The sequence below is a fragment of the Bacillus cereus group sp. MYBK15-3 genome (assembly GCF_051916765.1).
Taxonomy (GTDB): domain Bacteria; phylum Bacillota; class Bacilli; order Bacillales; family Bacillaceae_G; genus Bacillus_A; species Bacillus_A cereus.
In genome coordinates this window covers 223041-240081 of the sequence record NZ_JBQAHG010000005.1, presented here as the reverse complement: position 1 = coordinate 240081, position 17041 = coordinate 223041, and the positions used below count along the sequence as shown (strand labels likewise).

Here is a 17041-nt window from a genome sequence, read left to right as displayed (position 1 = left end):
ATGTATCCAAATTGGAAACCGTTTGATGTTACAATGGGGTTTGTAGAATTTTGCTGAAATATATTACATAGAGTGGTATTGCTTATGAGAAAGCATAAGTAAACTACCTTCAACAAGGATGACTAAATGAAAATGAAGGATGTCTTTTATTTTCAGATGTACAGAAAAGTATTTCGAAAAAAATCATTAAGTATTGGGTGATAAATAATGATAAAAATGACGAATGTTTATAAGGAGTACCCGAATGGTATGAAAGCCATTGCTGGTCTTACAGTTAACATTAAACAAGGTGAATTCGTATACGTAGTTGGACCGAGTGGAGCCGGGAAATCTACATTTATTAAAATGATGTATCGTGAAGAGAAACCATCTACAGGATCTATTAATGTAAATGGACTTACTATCGAAACATTGGCAGAAAGAGACGTTCCGTATTTTCGTCGTCAATTAGGCGTAATTTTCCAAGATTTTAAATTGCTACCTAAATTAACGGTATATGAGAATGTTTCGTTTGCTTTAGAAGTAATTGAAGAAGAACCGGATGCAATTCGTGAGCGTGTAACAGAAGTGCTAGGTCTTGTAGGCCTTGAAGATCGTGCAGACGCACTTCCAAGTGAGCTTTCAGGTGGGGAGCAACAACGTGTGGCTATTGCAAGAGCAATTGTAAATAGACCAAAGGTTGTAATTGCCGATGAGCCAACAGGTAACTTAGATATTGAAACAGCTCTTGATATTATGAATATTTTTACTCGCATTAATGAGCGCGGCACAACGATCGTTATGGCGACGCATAATGCAGATATCGTAAATACAATCCGTCATCGTGTAATCGCGATTGAAGGCGGAAAAATTGTTCGAGATGAGATTGAGGGAGGATACGGATATGAAGGCTAAGACCCTTAGTCGACATTTGCGAGAAGGTGTAAAGAATCTATCACGTAACGGATGGATGACATTTGCTTCTGTTAGTGCAGTAACAGTTACATTATTACTTGTAGGTGTCTTTTTAACAGCGATTATGAATATGAACCATTTTGCGACGAAAGTAGAGCAAGATGTAGAGATTCGTGTACACATTGATCCAGCTGCAAAAGAAGCGGATCAAAAGAAATTAGAAGAAGATATGAGTAAGATTGCAAAAGTAGATTCTATTAAATATTCTTCTAAAGAAGAAGAGTTAAAACGTTTAATTAAAAGCTTAGGTGATAGTGGAAAAACGTTTGAGTTATTTGAACAAGATAACCCACTTAAAAACGTATTCGTTGTAAAAGCAAAAGAACCAACCGATACAGCGACAATCGCGAAGAAGGTTGAAAAAATGCAGTTTGTTAGTAATGTTCAGTACGGAAAAGGGCAAGTTGAACGATTATTTGATACTGTAAAAACTGGTCGTAACATTGGGATTGCGTTAATTGCTGGCCTTTTATTCACAGCGATGTTCTTAATCTCTAATACAATTAAAATTACAATTTATGCTCGTAGTACAGAAATTGAAATTATGAAACTTGTTGGTGCAACAAACTGGTTTATTCGTTGGCCATTCTTGCTAGAGGGATTATTCTTAGGAGTATTAGGATCAATTATTCCAATTGGCCTAATTCTAATTACGTATAATTCGTTGCAAGGTGTGTTTAATGAAAAACTTGGCGGAACAATTTTCGAGCTTCTACCATACAGTCCGTTCGTATTCCAATTAGCTGGTTTACTAGTGTTAATCGGTGCTTTAATCGGTATGTGGGGAAGTGTAATGTCAATTCGTCGCTTCTTAAAAGTATAAAAAGTTGCAAACATAATTCGTACAAGCTTATCATATAGTAGAAATAGGTAAAGGCATCACACACTGTGTGATGCCTTTTGCTACACCACCTGTGTGTTTTGGAAAGGGGAATTCCGCATTGAAACGTAGAGTTGCAATTATTGGAATGGTTGTTGCATTTTTAATTGGTGCTGGCGGAATGTTTGCAGGCATGTCTGTATTTGGGGTTAACCCATCAGAAGTAACGCAAACAATTTCGAGTGGGAATGCTAGCACTGCGCAAGGGAATTTGGCAAAAATTAATGAGGCGTATGCACTAATTGATTCACGTTATGTGGAAGACGTGAAAGATGAAAAGTTAGTTGAAGGTGCAATACAAGGTATGTTGTCTACGCTGAAGGACCCTTATTCCACGTATATGGATAAAGAAACAGCCAAACAGTTTAGTGAATCGCTTGATCCCGAATTAGAGGGGATTGGGGCTGAGGTGAACAAGACGGACGGTAAGCTTATTATCGTATCGCCAATTAAAGGTTCACCAGCAGAAAAGATAGGAATTAAACCGAATGACCAAATTTTATCTGTAGATGGAAACAGTGTGAAAGACTTATCACGTGAAGAAGCAGTATTAAAAATTCGTGGTAAAAAGGGAACGACTGTCGCAATTGAAATTAAACGTGCGGGAGTAACTGATCCGATCGTATTTAAAATTAAGCGTGAAAAGATTCCAATCTTTACAGTATTTAGTTCTGTGAAGCAAGAGAGTGGAAAAGATATCGGTTATATGCAAATCACTTCTTTTGCTGAAAATACAGCGAAAGAATTTAAGGATCAGTTAAAAGAGTTAGAGAAGAAAAATATAAAAGGCTTAGTTATTGACGTGCGTGGTAATCCTGGTGGCTATTTAAATAGTGTAGAAGATATACTAGGGGAAATTATGACGAATAAAAAGCCGATGCTACAAGTAGAGCAGCGAAATGGTGAGAAGAAGAAATTCTCTACGGAACTGAAAGAGAGAAAACCATATCCAATTTCAGTATTAATTGATAATGGAAGTGCTTCTGCTTCAGAGATTTTAGCGGGTGCGCTAAAAGAAGGAGAAGGATACGATTTAATTGGTGAAAAGACATTTGGTAAAGGTACTGTCCAGCAAGCTGTTCCATTTAAAGACGGCAGCAACATTAAATTAACGATGTTTAAATGGTTAACACCGGATGGGAACTGGATTCATAAAAAAGGAATCGCGCCAACAGTAGAAGTGAAGCAACCAAATTATTATCATGCGACACCAATTCAAATTGAAAAAACACTTTCATACAATTCAAATGATGTACAAGTAAAACATGCTCAAGAAATGCTTAAGAGCTTAGGGTATGTACCAGGTCGTGAAGATGGATACTTTAGTAAAGAGACAGAATCGGCTCTGAAAGCATTCCAAAATGCAAATGAGATGGAAGCGACAGGACAGCTTGATAAAAAGACAGCTGAAGCGATTCAAACTAAAATTATCGAAAAAATTCGTTCTGGAGAAAATGATCTACAATTACAGTCAGCATTAAAATTAATGGCAAAATAAGAAGAAATACAGGCAGTTTGCTGCCTGTATTTTTTTGTGTTAAACAAACGTTTGTTTAGTTATGATAATATAAAAAGAAAGAATGATATAAATGGTGGTGAATGAGTTCATGGAGGCGTGGATTTTTGAAATAATGCGGGCAGTTGGACGTTTTTTCTTACACCCTGCTGTCTATATATTTGTAATAAGTAGTATCTTCGTTGGATACTTACGTATGTTAAGAGAACGAAAAGATTTTTCTTTTAAAGTTTATGATATTTGGTTTGAACTGCGAACCTCTCTATTTGCAGGGATTGGATACGGATTAGTAGTATCTATTGTTACGATTGGGCTTGGACTTGTTGTTTCTAAAGCGAGCTTATGGGCCATTTTAATTTGGACGTTACTATTTGGATTAACGGCTATGTATCGATATTTATCGGCAGCTTATACATTTAGCATTGCGATTGTATGTGTTCTATTATCTTCTAAGCTACCAGTTTCCTTTTTACAGCTTCGAGAAGGTGAAGAGAGTACCATTGTATCCCTTGTTATTTTACTAGGCGTTATGCTTATTGTAGAAGGCTTATTGATTTCTAAAAACGCAGTAGGATATTCGACGCCAAGGATTAGGAAGGGGAAGCGTGGATTAAAGATTGGTTTACACGAATCAAAGCGTTTATGGATCGTTCCTATTTTTATTCTTGTACCGGGTGATGCGGTAACGCAGTTTATTTCATGGTGGCCTGTCGTTTCAATCGGTTCAAATACATATTCTCTATTCCTCGTTCCATTTTTAATTGGATTTATGAGAAAGATTAAAAGTTATGAGCCGACGGAAGCTTTATTATTTACAGGAAGACGTGTTTATGGATTAGCAGGATTTGTGCTCGTTTTAGGAATCGCAAGTTATTGGTGGCACGTACTTGCAATTATCGCGATGGGAGTCGCAATGCTTGGGCGTTTCACAATCTCGATGCAAGAGAAAATTGCCGATGAAACAAGACCAGCATATTTTGCTGCACGCAATGATGGGCTCGTTGTACTAGATACAATTCCAAATACAATTGGAGCAGAGCTAAAATTACTGCCTGGAGAAATTATTACGAAAGTAAATGGAGTCATTCCAAAAAGCGCCGAGGAATTTTATGATGCGCTTCAAACGAAGACGACAGGAGCATTTTGTAAATTAGAAGTATTAGATACAAATGGTGAGCTTCGTCTTGCACAAACTGCATTATATGCTGGTGGACATCACGAATTAGGTATTGTATTCGTTGAACAGGAGCATGAGTGGGATTCGGAAGCGATGTAATAGAAGGAATGGTATCACCTTGTGGTGGTACCTTTTTTATTTTTGGGGGAGGGGAGAGTAGTTAGTAAATGAAATTTATATCGGCGATTATCCGAATATATCAGCGCAACTTGAAATATATCGGCGATTTTGCAAATATATCAGCGCAACTCGAAATATATCGGCGATTATTCGAATATATCGACTTTCCAGCAAAAAACGACAACTATCGCAAAGCTTATTTTCAGTTTCATAGACGGATAACTTGAATAATTATTTGATAATGGTTATCATTTAGGGAGTCTTTTTAATTTTGGAAAATGGAGGTAAGATATGCTGCGTAAATTTTTCTCGTACTATAAACCGTATAAAGGTTTATTTATACTCGACTTTTCTTGTGCGGTTGTCGCAGGATTATTAGAACTCGGCTTCCCGCTTATCGTAAATCAATTTATTGATAAGTTATTGCCAGGGCAAAACTGGACGCTTATTTTATGGGCTTGTTTCGGTTTACTCGCAGTTTATATGTTAAATGCAGGCTTACAATATGTCGTTACATATTGGGGACATATGCTTGGTGTTAACATTGAAACAGATATGAGGCAGAAATTATTTGATCATATTCAAAAGCTATCATTCAGATTTTTTGATAATAATAAAACAGGTCATTTAATTTCACGCCTTACAAACGATTTAATGGAAATTGGGGAAATTGCTCACCATGGACCGGAAGATTTATTTATCGCCGTAATGACTTTAGTTGGGGCATTTTCATTTATGATGATGATTAACTGGAAGTTAGCGTTATTAACGTTCTTCGTCATTCCATTCCTATTATGGTTAGCACTTTACTTCAATAAAAAAATGACAGGTACATTTAGACGTTTATTCTCAGACGTTGCTGATTTTAATGCATGCATTGAGAACAATGTTGGGGGAATTCGTGTTGTACAAGCATTCGGAAATGAAAAGTTTGAGAAAGAGCAATTTGCTGTCAACAACGCTCGTTTCCGTACAACGAAATTAATGGCGTATAAAATTATGGCGTTAAATTCATCGATTAGTTATATGCTCATGCGGCTCGTAACGCTCTTCGTCTTAATATGCGGTACATGGTTTGTTCTGCAAGGAGAATTAACGTACGGTGGATTTATCGGATTCGTTCTATTAACGAATATTTTCTTCCGCCCAATTGAAAAAATTAACGCGGTAATCGAAAGCTATCCGAAGGGAATCGCTGGTTTTAAAAGGTATGTAGAGCTTCTTGAAACAGAGCCTGACATTGTAGACTCTAAAGATGCAATGGAAGTTAAACATGTACATGGTGATATTCAATATAACAACATTACGTTCGGATATGAAAATAAAGAACCAATTTTAAATGACATTAGTTTGAAAATACATGCAGGTGAAACAGTTGCGTTCGTTGGACCATCAGGAGCTGGGAAAACGACTTTATGTAGCCTATTACCACGTTTTTATGAGCAATCATCTGGATCAATTCAAATTGATGGAATTGATACGAAAGATATGACATTATCTTCACTTCGTAAGCAAATTGGAATTGTGCAGCAAGACGTGTTCTTATTTTCAGGAACAATTCGTGAAAATATCGCTTACGGAAATTTAAAGACATCAGAGGCTGAAATTTGGCAGGCAGTAAAACGTGCGCAGTTAGAAGATTTAATTTACTCACAGCCGGACGGTTTAGATACTGTTATCGGTGAGCGCGGTGTGAAACTTTCAGGTGGACAAAAGCAGCGTCTAGCTATTGCTCGTATGTTCTTAAAAAACCCACCAATTTTAATATTGGATGAAGCAACTTCTGCACTAGATACAGAGACGGAACTTGCGATTCAAAAATCGCTTGCTGAACTATCTGTTGGTCGTACAACATTAGTTATCGCTCACAGACTTGCAACGATTAAAAATGCAGATCGCATCGTCGTTGTAAATAAAGATGGCATTGCAGAACAAGGTTCACATAATGAATTAATTGAGCAAGGCGGAGGATACAGTAGGTTATACGAAGCTCAGTTTAGTTCGTAAATATAATTTGTACTGAATTAGTGCACCATAAGTAGGTAAAAATCTCATATGGGAGGCTATAAAGTATGATTGTAACAACAACGTCTACAATTCAAGGAAAAGAAATTATTGAGTATATCGATATCGTCAATGGAGAAGCGATTATGGGCGCGAATATCGTTCGTGATCTTTTCGCTTCTGTTCGTGACGTTGTCGGTGGTCGTGCTGGCGCTTATGAAAGTAAATTAAAAGAAGCGCGCGACATCGCAATGGAAGAGATGAAAACTTTCGCAAGACAAAAAAATGCAAATGCAATTGTTGGTATTGACGTGGATTACGAAGTAGTTCGCGAAGGTATGTTAATGGTTGCGGTGAGCGGGACTGCTGTCCGTATTTAAAGTAAAAGCCGTGCTGATGCACGGCTTTTTACTTTGTATGTCGAAGTTTCAATATTTCTTGGGAAATGTGGAAGGCCCCGTCGATATATAGGGAAGACATCAGAGCGCTTCTTTACATTTTTGAATTTGAGTTAATAATTTTGCGTATTCTTGTTCGAGAGATGTGATGTCATCGTGATGATTTGGAATGGAAATCCGGCCGATGACTTCTGTTAATTTTGTTTGTAATCGTAACAATTCTTGCTCAGTAACGTTTACAGAATCTCCAGTGGTTCTTTTTGTGTATTGCTCGTAATTACCGTGGAAGATTCTTGGTTCACTCTCATCTACTTGTAGAATATGGTCTGCAACAGAGCGAATAAAGGCACGGTCATGGCTAATGAAAAGTATTGTGCCAGGATATTCTTGTAACATGGTTTCTAATTCTTCTTGCGTTGCTAAGTCTAAATAGTTTGTCGGTTCATCTAGCAGAAGCATATTATAGTTTCCTAAAAATACTTTTGCGAGTGCAACCTTCATTCGTTCACCCCCGCTTAGAACGTGCACAGGTTTATGAACATCCTCACGGCGGAATAGAAGTCGTGCAAGTATTGTTCGAACGAATGCTTCTGTATAGTTTGTTTCTTCTAGAACATTTTCTAAAATGGTTTTATCTGTTTTTAAAATAGATAATGTTTGTTCGAAGTATCCAATTTTACAACTTTTCGATAGTTGCATGCCACGCTCGTTTGTGAGAAGCATGTTGAACAAAGTGGTTTTGCCGCTTCCATTTGCCCCTAAAACGGCAAGCTTTGCACCAGGGGCAATAGTTCCATTCATATTTTTAAATAGTGTGCGATCGCCTATTTTCTTTGTTGCTTTATTGAATTGTACTGCCACCTTACTATGAATGGGGGTATGGTATTGCGCGTCAAATTGAGCTTGAGAAAGATCCTTTGGCTTTTCCTTCTTTTCTAGTTTTTCGAGACGTGTCTCTAATGCTTTCGCTGCTTTGCTAACCTGTTCTTGGCCGTGAGCCCCACTTAACCTATAAAGTCTAGATTCAGATGAACTGAACCGTGTTGGGATTTTTGTCATGTTAGAAGCACGTTGCTTTCTTTGTAGAATGGACTGTTCTAAACGATTTTTTTCTTGTACATATTGCTCATATTCTGCTTGTTTTTGTATTCGTTCACGTTCTTTTTGTTTTCGATAGTTTGAATAATTCCCTTTGTATTCTTGAATAGTACCGTCTTCAATTTCAATAATTTTGGTACATATATTATCTAGAAATTCACGATCATGCGATATTAAAACAAGTGCTCCTTTATAAGAAGAAAGTGCCTTTTCTAATTGCTCTGTACCGACCATATCTAAGTGGCTTGTTGGTTCATCAGCGAATAAAATGCCTGCATTTTGTTCGAGAGCATGGGCAATCTTTAGCCGCATTCGTTCACCGCCGCTCATTGCGTCGGTAACGTTTGAAATACTCCATTTTCCTTTTGCAAGAGAAGAAGCGGTTTCCGGTAGTTCTTCGCTAAGCTGAGGAATGATGCTGATAGAACTATGATGAGTTACTATGCCTCTGTCAGCTTTTATTTCTTTACTTAATATTTGTAATAACGTAGATTTACCAGCTCCGTTGACTCCGACAATTCCTATGCGATCCTGTGCTTGAATTTCCAGTGATGGTAATGTAAATAGTGTGCGATCACCAAAGCTCTTTTCAATATTACTTGCGAATAAAATAGTCATAAAAAAACCTCCCTAGTTTCACTAGAGAGGATAAACGTCGCCCTTGTATGTAAAAAATCGTACATAAATAAACAATTTTTTACATGATCGTTTCGAAAGAAAGTATCGACAAATGGACAGACTAATCCCCTGCTAGTTTTCATCATTTTTGTTCACTATTTGTGATGGATGAAATAAATAAGAGAATTAGAACTTCATTGGTCAAAGTACCTTCCTTTCATAATATTACTTTTATTGTATGCGCATACAAAAGGGTTTGTCAAACTTATTTCTGTTCGCTATTTTTGAATTTATTATTATACAATTGTGCTTTTGCCAGCGCCTCAGCATCGTTTTTAATTTCATCCAGTCCATTCGCATCCCCAATAACATAACCTTCAAATGAAGAGCCAACAAAATCAAAGATATATTGGAATTGAGCAATAAGCGGTAATGCTTTTAGCTTTGGATTGTCCCCGCCAACGATGACAACGTACATTTTTTTGCCTTTCATTTTTTCTTTGAAATGAAGGGATGTATCGCGCAAGCTTTGTGACCAGCGATCAACAAAGTTTTTCATATGTCCACTCATTCCATACCAGTATAGCGGTGTAGCAAAGATAATTGTGTCGTGCTCTAGCATGCGGTTGGTTAACTGCTTATAGTCATCATTTACAGGTTGGAATCCTGCTGCATCATGACGTTGGTCTGTAATAGGATAGACGGTATGATCACGCAAATAAATTTGTTCTGTTTCAATGCCCTCTATCATCATATGTGTTAAAGCTTCTGTATTTCCGTTTTGTCTTGAACTACCATGTATAACAAACATGTAATCATCCCTTTTCTTTTGCATGTTTTAGGAGTGAAATGTGTTTTTGCAAATTCGTTTGGATGTTGGAAAGCAATGAGATTTGCTTTGTTACTTCATTGAGTTTATCTTCGTAAAGCGTAAGGATACTGCTGCACGGATTGTCGTACAGGTGCGGTTCAATTTCAAGGCAGCGCAGCATCCTTGCCGTCTCTTCTAAATTTAAGCCAATTTGTAAGTACATTTGAATAAGCTCCACTTTTTCGATGGCACTTTCATCAAAATCACGGTAGCCATTTGCAAGGCGCTTAGAAGGGAGTAATCCCTTTTCTTCGTAATGTCTTAGTGATCTTTCACTAACGCCAGTTTCTTTTGATAATTCTCCAATTCGCAATGTATTTCACTCCTTTTACATGTATTGTAAACCTTCACACTAATGTGAAGGTCAACTCTGTTTTTTTGCAAAAAAATCTACATGATTTAAGAACACTTGAATGGCTTTAGATGGAATGAAATATTTACCGCGCACGATGGAGAACGGACGGATTAGTTGTTCATTGGGAACTTCGACGTGGAATAGTTCTTTTGCCAGTAGCTCTTTCCGTACAGTCCAATCGGAAAGGATAGCGATGCCAAGCCCGGCAGCGACGGCTTCCTTTACGCTTTGTATACTACTGAATGTAAAAAATCGTTTCATTTTTAAATGGTGTTGATGAATAAAGCGGTCACTATAAGCGCGTGTACCAGAACCACTTTCTCTTAATACCCATACTTGATCTTGGAGTGTACTTTCATTTATTTCATTTGTGCGGAGCAATGGATGATTTGGCGGGACGACGAGCTTCATTTCATCTTGCATAAATGTTTCAACATCTACGTCGGCGTATACGACTTGTCCTTCCACTAGGCCGATATCAATTTGATTAGAGCGAAGGCTTTGCAAAACGTCTTCTGTATTTGAGATGAAAGTATGAACTTCGACGTGTGGATTTTCATTCGCATAGTTAGCCAGTATTTTTGGAAGTAAGTATTCGCCAATTGTAAAACTAGCACCAATGCGAAGTGTTCCTGTTACAACGTTATGTAGTTCATTAATTTCTTGTTTAGCATCTTCGTAAAGAGAGAGCATTTGCTTTGCATGTATATATAATATGTTTCCAGCTTCAGTAACTTGGACGTGCTTCGGGGAGCGTTGAATAAGTGTAGTGCCAAATTCGTTTTCTAAGTTGCGTATATGCATACTTACTCCAGGCTGTGAAAGGTTTAATAATTCTGCTGCATGGGAGAAGTGTTTCTGTTCAACGACAGTAACAAAAATTTTTAAAATGTCTACGTTCATATAATGGGCTCCTTTCTTTTTCTATTATCTTATCATAAGTATTTCTAATGATAGAGATTTGGTATTGGTATTAAACTTATTATAGAAACTCTCTTATAATGTAAGTAGAAAGAACATGCATGTTCCAATACGATTATTGGAGTGGTTCAAAATGGAACAAACACTTGTTATACAAAAGAAGAAGCGTTTTGGATTTTCGCAAGGAATTGGGATTACATTATTAATCGCAATTGCCGCGAAATATTTAGCAGAGCTTCCATTTTTAAATATTATGGGACAATTAGTAATTGCTATTCTAATTGGGATGGTTTGGCGTGCGGCAATTGGAGTCCCTCAAGATGCGATTGCAGGGACGAACTTTGCGAGTAAGAAGTTGCTGCGCTTTGGAATCATCTTACTTGGAATGCGATTAAATCTTGTTGATATTGCGAAGGCAGGGCCGAAAGTATTGGTCATCGCAGCGGTTGTTATTACATTTACGATTTTCGTTGTATATGGACTAACGAAAGTATTTAAGGTAGAAAAGAAACTTGGGATTTTAACAGCATGTGGTACAGCAATTTGCGGGGCGGCAGCGGTCGTGGCAATTGCGCCGCAAGTGAAAGCAAAAGATGATGAAACGGCAGTTGGGGCTGCAATTATTGCTATTTTAGGTACGATATTTACGCTTATTTATACGTTATTATATCCAGTGCTTGGCCTATCTCCATATGGTTACGGTGTATTCTCAGGGGCCACGCTGCATGAAATTGCTCATGTTATCGCAGCCGCGGCGCCAGGAGGAAGTACGGCTATAGACATCGCAGTTATCGTGAAGCTAACGCGCGTTGCAATGCTCGTACCAGTAGCAATTTTAATTGGATTATGGTTTGGAAAGAGTGAAGGAAGCAAGGAAAAAAGATCGTGGCGCGACCTTCCAATTCCATGGTTCATTTTCGGATTTTTAGCGATGAGTGCCGTGCATTCGCTCGGGATTATTCCAGAAGTTGTTGCGGGATACATTGTTGTCATTGCTTATATGCTAATCGCAATGGCGATGGCAGGACTTGGTTTAAATGTAGAGTTTAAAACGTTCCGTAAGTTAGGAAGCAAAGCGTTCGTGGCGGGGCTGATTGGCTCGGTTTGCTTATCGGTTCTTGGATACGTTCTTGTATATGCGCTAGGATTTATGTAGTAGAGGAGAAAGCTGTTCCCGAAGGTATTTGGGGACAGCTTTTTCTTATGATTATAGTAGCGCTACGGATGTCGATATATTTGAAAAATCGCCGATATAAATGGAGTTGCGCTGATATATTTGGGAAATCGCCGATATAATTTAAGTTGCGCTGATATATTAAAAAAATCGCTGATATAAATTGAATTACTCTTGTACTTCGTTAGAGTAGATGTTTAATGAAAAATTTTTCTAAAATTTGTAAGGATATCTTTACTTATAACTGGAAAATATTTATAATTTAAGTAAAGATATCTTTACTTTTGAAGGTGGAGCCTATGGGTGTGAAAAATAAAATAAAAGAGTTAAGAAAGCAAAATCATATAACGCAAGTTGAAATGGCAAAGGCGATGCAAGTGACGCGGCAGACGATAGTGGCGATTGAAAACCATCATTACAATCCGAGTCTAGAGTTATCTTTAAAAATCGCCAAGTATTTTGGAGTGAAGGTGGAGGAAATCTTTACGTTGGAGCAAGGGGAGAGAAAATGAACGATAAGTTTGAGAGATTTCAATTAGAGTAAACGTTTAAATATATAAGGATTGGTTTTGATTTATTAATTAGTATCGCATCAACGAGCGTATTAGCAACAAAGAATAATAGATAGAAAAAGGGGAACTGGGATGGGATTACCGGTATTATGTGTCGCTACGGCTATTTTTGCTTTGTTTTGGGGAATGCAGAACTTCTCTCGTAATCCAGTACCGAGTATTTGTATTATGCTTGGCACTGTAGGTTTATCATATTATTTATTAGTGTCAGCTCATTATCATAAAACAGCAACGAGTGTTGTCGTTGGAGCACTTATTTTATTTTGTGGGCGCGCTGTACAAAAAGGATTACTTCCGTAAAAGCTGTTTATACGAAGAGTATAAACAGCTTTTTGTATTTTTTTAACAAAAGTATTGAAAGTGACGTTACGTCATCTTTTATAATGAAGGGGAAGAGGTGATGGTAGTGATTTCAATACGACGATTGACGAAAGAAACAGGGGTAACAGTACGTACATTACGTTATTATGATCAAATAGATTTATTAAAGCCGAGCGGGAAAACAGAAGGCGGTCATCGTTTATATAGTGAAGCTGACGTAATACGTCTCCAACAAATTTTATTTTTAAAGGAAATGGGATTTTCATTAAAAGAGTCTGCGAATATGTTAGTAAAAGGTGAGCTTAACTTAAAGGATTCGCTTGAAAAACAACTTCGATTTGTACAGGAAGAACAAAAGAAATTCAATCGAATGGAGCGCGTTTTACAAGCAGTTGTTTATTCGGTAGATGTGGAGGGAGAGCTCGATTGGAAAGTTATGTTTGAACTGATCCAGCTTTCGAAACAGTCTTCTCGTATACGTGAAATATTTCAAAATGATGTATTTTCAAAGGAAGAACAAAAATTGCTTCATAATTTGCCAAATATGAGTGAAGAAGATCCGAATGTTTTAGAGTGGGTAGATTTATTAAAGCAATTTCGCACTTTTATGAAAGATTGTAAAGAAACTGCAAATGATGAGGTACAACGGGCAACGAAGAGATTAATGCAGAAGTGTTTAGAAATGGCCAATGGTGATGAAGCATTTTTAGATAAGTTATGGGAAGTTAGAAAATCGAAGGAAGATTCACAGAAAATGAGCATGTATCCAATTGAAGAAGAACTTTTAGTATATATGGATGAGGCTTTTCGTATTTATGATGAAAGGGAGAAGGATAAATGAGTATACTTGCAGAATATCGTTGGTATTTTTTAATTGGGGCAGAAATTGTATTTTGGTTATCAGCTATCGGTTTCTTTTTACTTCGCTACGGATTCCGTTTGAAAAGAGCAAGCTTTATTATGGGGATTGTACTACTCATAAATGAAGTGTTTATTTTAACTTTAGGGGTAGTGGACTATTATCAAACAGGAAAGTTCTCTAACTTTCAGATTATTACTGTAATCATTTTATTGTATGCAGTTTTCTACGGGAAAAAGGATTTAAAGAAGCTTGATATATTTGTACAAAAATCAGTTGCGAAATGGCGTAATGAACCGGCGCCTATTATTGAAGAACAGGTAGAATTAACAGGTATGGCCTATGCAAAGCAGGAAATAAAAAATTGGGTATTACATCTTGTTTTATTCGTTGGTGTGCACATATTCTTTTTCTTCGCGTATGGATTTATTCCATTTGAACAATGGGGTAATTGGTTAGAATCGGGAATCGTTTTAAATAAAGCTGCAAGTCGCGTGAGTCAAGTGTGGGCGATTATATTTTTAGTTGATACAGCGATTTCATTTTCATATGTGATTTTTCCGAAGAAGGAGAAAGGAAAAGAAAAGCTACTTTCATAATTGAAAATAGCTTTTCTGGTATACAAATAATTTTTATAGGAGAGGATGACAATAGGAAAAAGAACCAGTTTTATAAGTCTATTTCTCTTTAGTTTAGTAGCATGTTCACCATCTAGCACTACAATTGATAAGAAGAATGATGTCATTTTAAAGGGAGCAGGAATTCTCAATCTAGATAAATTTGAAAAGTTCGTTTTGAATGTCGAGCAAAGGGAAGTTGATAAAATAAGAATTGTACAGTATACCCTTGAAGGGGATCTGATTTTTCAAACGTTAGAGTATAGTGGGAACGATATATTTTATGTGTCAGATAATAGAAAAGACAAATTTGCTGGGAAGGATAAAGGGTTATATAAAGATAGTTGTAAAAGTATTATTAAAGAGCAGCGCGAATCAGAAAGTACTTATCGGCTAATAGATTGTATGAATGAAGCTGGGCGCAATGGATATGACTTAGTATATGTACCTAAAAAATAGAACTAGTAGAGGAAGGAGGTATTTACTCCTTCCTTTTTTTATGTGTATATTGTCGAAAACTTTACCGAATATCTGTTCGTTTTTTTAGGTTTTTTATAGGTATTCGTGGTAAAATAATAATACAGATTTTTATGAGGAGGTCGGATTTTCTTGGAACGTCAATTTGAAATTGTCTCAGCGTATTCCCCGCAAGGTGATCAGCCGGTAGCTATAGAGAAGCTTGTAGAGGGAATTAATAGTGGAAAGAAAAAGCAAGTGTTGCTTGGAGCGACAGGAACGGGTAAGACATTTACGATTTCAAATGTCATTAAAGAAGTGCAAAAGCCAACACTTGTTATGGCTCATAATAAAACGTTAGCAGGGCAGTTGTATAGTGAGTTGAAAGACTTTTTCCCGAATAATGCAGTTGAATATTTTGTTAGTTACTACGATTATTATCAGCCCGAAGCATATGTGCCACAAACAGATACGTTTATTGAAAAAGATGCGCAGATTAATGATGAAATTGATAAATTGCGTCACTCGGCAACGTCTGCATTATTTGAACGGGACGATGTAATTATCGTTGCGAGTGTTTCGTGTATATATGGCTTAGGTTCTCCAGAAGAATACCGCGAGCTAGTTGTTTCGCTTCGAGTTGGTATGGAAAAAGACCGTAATCAATTGCTTCGTGAACTTGTTGATGTACAGTATGGACGTAATGATATTGATTTCAAGCGTGGTACATTCCGTGTACGCGGAGATGTAGTTGAAATCTTCCCGGCATCACTTGATGAGCATTGTATTCGAATTGAATTTTTCGGTGATGAAATCGATCGTATTCGTGAAGTAAATGCATTAACAGGTGAAGTATTAGCAGAACGTGATCATGTAGCAATCTTCCCAGCATCTCACTTCGTTACACGTGAAGAGAAAATGAAGGTAGCTATTGAAAATATCGAAAAAGAATTAGAAGAGCGTTTAAAGGAGTTAAACGATAACGGTAAGTTGTTAGAAGCGCAGCGTATAGAGCAACGTACACGTTATGATTTAGAAATGATGCGCGAGATGGGCTTTTGTTCAGGTATTGAAAACTACTCCCGTCATTTAACACTTCGTCCAGCGGGGGCAACGCCGTATACGTTATTAGACTATTTCCCGAAAGATTTCTTAATCGTTATGGATGAGTCGCACGTATCAGTACCGCAAGTAAGAGCGATGTATAACGGTGACCAAGCACGTAAACAAGTGCTTGTGGATCATGGATTCCGTCTGCCGTCAGCTCTAGATAATAGACCGCTTATGTTTGATGAGTTTGAAGAGAAAACAAATCAAGTTATTTATGTTTCAGCAACGCCAGGACCGTACGAGTTAGAGCAGTCACCAGAAGTAATAGAACAAATTATTCGTCCAACAGGACTTTTAGATCCGCCAATTGATATACGACCAATTGAAGGGCAAATTGACGATTTATTAGGAGAGATTCAAGATCGCATTGCAAAAAATGAACGTGTATTAATTACGACTTTAACGAAGAAAATGTCAGAGGATTTAACGGATTACTTAAAAGATGTAGGAATTAAAGTTAACTATCTTCACTCTGAAATTAAAACGTTAGAACGTATTGAAATTATCCGTGATCTTCGCCTCGGTAAATTTGATGTACTTGTCGGCATTAACTTATTACGAGAAGGATTAGATATTCCGGAAGTATCACTTGTAGCTATTTTAGATGCTGATAAGGAAGGGTTCTTGCGTTCAGAACGTTCATTAATTCAAACAATCGGTCGTGCCGCGCGTAATGAAAACGGCCGCGTTATTATGTATGCAGATCGTATAACGAAATCTATGGGAATTGCGATTGAAGAAACGAAGCGTCGTCGTAGTATACAAGAAGCTTACAATGAAGAACATGGTATTACGCCGAAAACGATTCAAAAAGGCGTTCGTGATGTTATCCGTGCAACGACAGCTGCTGAAGAGACAGAAACATACGAAGCAACTCCTTCTAAGAAAATGACGAAAAAAGAGCGCGAAAAGACAATTGCGAAGATAGAAGCAGAGATGAAAGAAGCAGCAAAAGCGTTAGACTTCGAGCGTGCAGCTGAACTAAGAGATTTACTATTAGAATTAAAAGCGGAAGGGTGA

Annotated in this window: 17 protein-coding genes; 13 read left to right on the top strand and 4 right to left on the bottom strand. The window is 37.3% G+C overall.

Annotated features, from left to right (window positions below; genetic code table 11):
• The first annotated feature begins 207 nt into the window (after positions 1-207).
• The 6 genes from ftsE (at position 208) to ACTFR8_RS21190 (ending at position 7031) form a co-directional block, all read left to right on the top strand.
• The gene (gene ftsE, locus ACTFR8_RS21215) at positions 208-894 is read left to right on the top strand and encodes a cell division ATP-binding protein FtsE (RefSeq protein ID WP_000594321.1); all 687 of its coding nucleotides are present in this window, start codon (positions 208-210) and stop codon (positions 892-894) included.
• Complete coding sequence (ftsX, locus tag ACTFR8_RS21210; RefSeq protein WP_000645027.1) at positions 884-1777, top strand: permease-like cell division protein FtsX; 894 nt, start codon at positions 884-886, stop codon at positions 1775-1777. Before ftsE ends, ftsX begins: the two co-directional genes overlap by 11 nt.
• A gap of 118 nt (positions 1778-1895) precedes the next feature.
• The gene (locus tag ACTFR8_RS21205; RefSeq protein WP_000830313.1) at positions 1896-3332 is read left to right on the top strand and encodes a S41 family peptidase; all 1437 of its coding nucleotides are present in this window, start codon (positions 1896-1898) and stop codon (positions 3330-3332) included.
• Positions 3333-3441: 109 nt separating this feature from the next.
• The gene (locus tag ACTFR8_RS21200) at positions 3442-4626 is read left to right on the top strand and encodes a PDZ domain-containing protein (RefSeq protein ID WP_000388613.1); all 1185 of its coding nucleotides are present in this window, start codon (positions 3442-3444) and stop codon (positions 4624-4626) included.
• Between the two features lie 312 nt (positions 4627-4938).
• Positions 4939-6654, top strand: a complete 1716-nt coding sequence (locus tag ACTFR8_RS21195; RefSeq protein ID WP_144609805.1) for an ABC transporter ATP-binding protein — start codon at positions 4939-4941, stop codon at positions 6652-6654.
• Positions 6655-6719: 65 nt separating this feature from the next.
• Complete coding sequence (locus ACTFR8_RS21190) at positions 6720-7031, top strand: heavy metal-binding domain-containing protein (protein WP_000637523.1); 312 nt, start codon at positions 6720-6722, stop codon at positions 7029-7031.
• Between the two features lie 99 nt (positions 7032-7130).
• Here ACTFR8_RS21190 and abc-f read toward each other — a convergent pair whose 3' ends face one another.
• From abc-f to ACTFR8_RS21170, 4 genes are all read right to left on the bottom strand, one after another.
• Positions 7131-8765 carry a ribosomal protection-like ABC-F family protein gene (abc-f, locus tag ACTFR8_RS21185; protein WP_252209732.1) on the bottom strand — a complete coding sequence of 545 codons (1635 nt, stop codon included), beginning with the start codon at positions 8763-8765 and terminating at the stop codon, positions 7131-7133.
• Positions 8766-9030: 265 nt separating this feature from the next.
• Positions 9031-9576: a flavodoxin family protein gene (locus tag ACTFR8_RS21180; RefSeq protein WP_000497627.1), complete on the bottom strand. Its 546-nt coding sequence runs from the start codon at positions 9574-9576 to the stop codon at positions 9031-9033.
• A 4-nt stretch (positions 9577-9580) separates the two neighbouring features.
• Positions 9581-9949, bottom strand: a complete 369-nt coding sequence (locus tag ACTFR8_RS21175; protein ID WP_001219198.1) for a MerR family transcriptional regulator — start codon at positions 9947-9949, stop codon at positions 9581-9583.
• 51 nt (positions 9950-10000) lie between these two features.
• Positions 10001-10894, bottom strand: coding sequence for a LysR family transcriptional regulator (locus ACTFR8_RS21170; protein ID WP_252209731.1), 894 nt, complete (start codon positions 10892-10894; stop codon positions 10001-10003).
• A gap of 151 nt (positions 10895-11045) precedes the next feature.
• Here ACTFR8_RS21170 and ACTFR8_RS21165 point away from each other — a divergent pair, with 151 nt between their 5' ends.
• From ACTFR8_RS21165 to uvrB, 7 genes are all read left to right on the top strand, one after another.
• Positions 11046-12068, top strand: a complete 1023-nt coding sequence (locus tag ACTFR8_RS21165; RefSeq protein WP_000438437.1) for a YeiH family protein — start codon at positions 11046-11048, stop codon at positions 12066-12068.
• A 317-nt stretch (positions 12069-12385) separates the two neighbouring features.
• On the top strand, positions 12386-12598 hold the full coding sequence (locus ACTFR8_RS21160; protein ID WP_000538365.1) for a helix-turn-helix transcriptional regulator: 213 nt from the start codon (positions 12386-12388) through the stop codon (positions 12596-12598).
• A gap of 132 nt (positions 12599-12730) precedes the next feature.
• Positions 12731-12958 (top strand): hypothetical protein, encoded by a 228-nt coding sequence (locus ACTFR8_RS21155; RefSeq protein ID WP_000524125.1) that lies wholly within the window; start codon positions 12731-12733, stop codon positions 12956-12958.
• A gap of 100 nt (positions 12959-13058) precedes the next feature.
• Entirely contained in the window at positions 13059-13820 is a 762-nt protein-coding gene (locus ACTFR8_RS21150; protein ID WP_000260375.1) for a MerR family transcriptional regulator, read from the top strand.
• On the top strand, positions 13817-14437 hold the full coding sequence (locus ACTFR8_RS21145; protein ID WP_000025223.1) for a hypothetical protein: 621 nt from the start codon (positions 13817-13819) through the stop codon (positions 14435-14437). Before ACTFR8_RS21150 ends, ACTFR8_RS21145 begins: the two co-directional genes overlap by 4 nt.
• A gap of 45 nt (positions 14438-14482) precedes the next feature.
• Positions 14483-14914 carry a DUF4362 domain-containing protein gene (locus tag ACTFR8_RS21140; RefSeq protein WP_144609804.1) on the top strand — a complete coding sequence of 144 codons (432 nt, stop codon included), beginning with the start codon at positions 14483-14485 and terminating at the stop codon, positions 14912-14914.
• A gap of 150 nt (positions 14915-15064) precedes the next feature.
• Complete coding sequence (uvrB, locus tag ACTFR8_RS21135) at positions 15065-17041, top strand: excinuclease ABC subunit B (RefSeq protein WP_098940219.1); 1977 nt, start codon at positions 15065-15067, stop codon at positions 17039-17041.

What these genes read in the sequence shown, in the direction of transcription:
- ftsE (WP_000594321.1), top strand. Translation starts at nt 208, where the DNA reads ATGATAAAAATGACGAATGTTTATAAGGAGTACCCGAATGGTATGAAA.
- ftsX (WP_000645027.1), top strand. Translation starts at nt 884, where the DNA reads ATGAAGGCTAAGACCCTTAGTCGACATTTGCGAGAAGGTGTAAAGAAT.
- ACTFR8_RS21200 (WP_000388613.1), top strand. Translation starts at nt 3,442, where the DNA reads ATGGAGGCGTGGATTTTTGAAATAATGCGGGCAGTTGGACGTTTTTTC.
- ACTFR8_RS21195 (WP_144609805.1), top strand. Translation starts at nt 4,939, where the DNA reads ATGCTGCGTAAATTTTTCTCGTACTATAAACCGTATAAAGGTTTATTT.
- ACTFR8_RS21190 (WP_000637523.1), top strand. Translation starts at nt 6,720, where the DNA reads ATGATTGTAACAACAACGTCTACAATTCAAGGAAAAGAAATTATTGAG.
- abc-f (WP_252209732.1), bottom strand. Translation starts at nt 8,765, where the DNA reads ATGACTATTTTATTCGCAAGTAATATTGAAAAGAGCTTTGGTGATCGC.
- ACTFR8_RS21180 (WP_000497627.1), bottom strand. Translation starts at nt 9,576, where the DNA reads ATGTTTGTTATACATGGTAGTTCAAGACAAAACGGAAATACAGAAGCT.
- ACTFR8_RS21170 (WP_252209731.1), bottom strand. Translation starts at nt 10,894, where the DNA reads ATGAACGTAGACATTTTAAAAATTTTTGTTACTGTCGTTGAACAGAAA.
- ACTFR8_RS21165 (WP_000438437.1), top strand. Translation starts at nt 11,046, where the DNA reads ATGGAACAAACACTTGTTATACAAAAGAAGAAGCGTTTTGGATTTTCG.
- ACTFR8_RS21160 (WP_000538365.1), top strand. Translation starts at nt 12,386, where the DNA reads ATGGGTGTGAAAAATAAAATAAAAGAGTTAAGAAAGCAAAATCATATA.
- ACTFR8_RS21155 (WP_000524125.1), top strand. Translation starts at nt 12,731, where the DNA reads ATGGGATTACCGGTATTATGTGTCGCTACGGCTATTTTTGCTTTGTTT.
- ACTFR8_RS21150 (WP_000260375.1), top strand. Translation starts at nt 13,059, where the DNA reads ATGGTAGTGATTTCAATACGACGATTGACGAAAGAAACAGGGGTAACA.
- ACTFR8_RS21145 (WP_000025223.1), top strand. Translation starts at nt 13,817, where the DNA reads ATGAGTATACTTGCAGAATATCGTTGGTATTTTTTAATTGGGGCAGAA.
- ACTFR8_RS21140 (WP_144609804.1), top strand. Translation starts at nt 14,483, where the DNA reads ATGACAATAGGAAAAAGAACCAGTTTTATAAGTCTATTTCTCTTTAGT.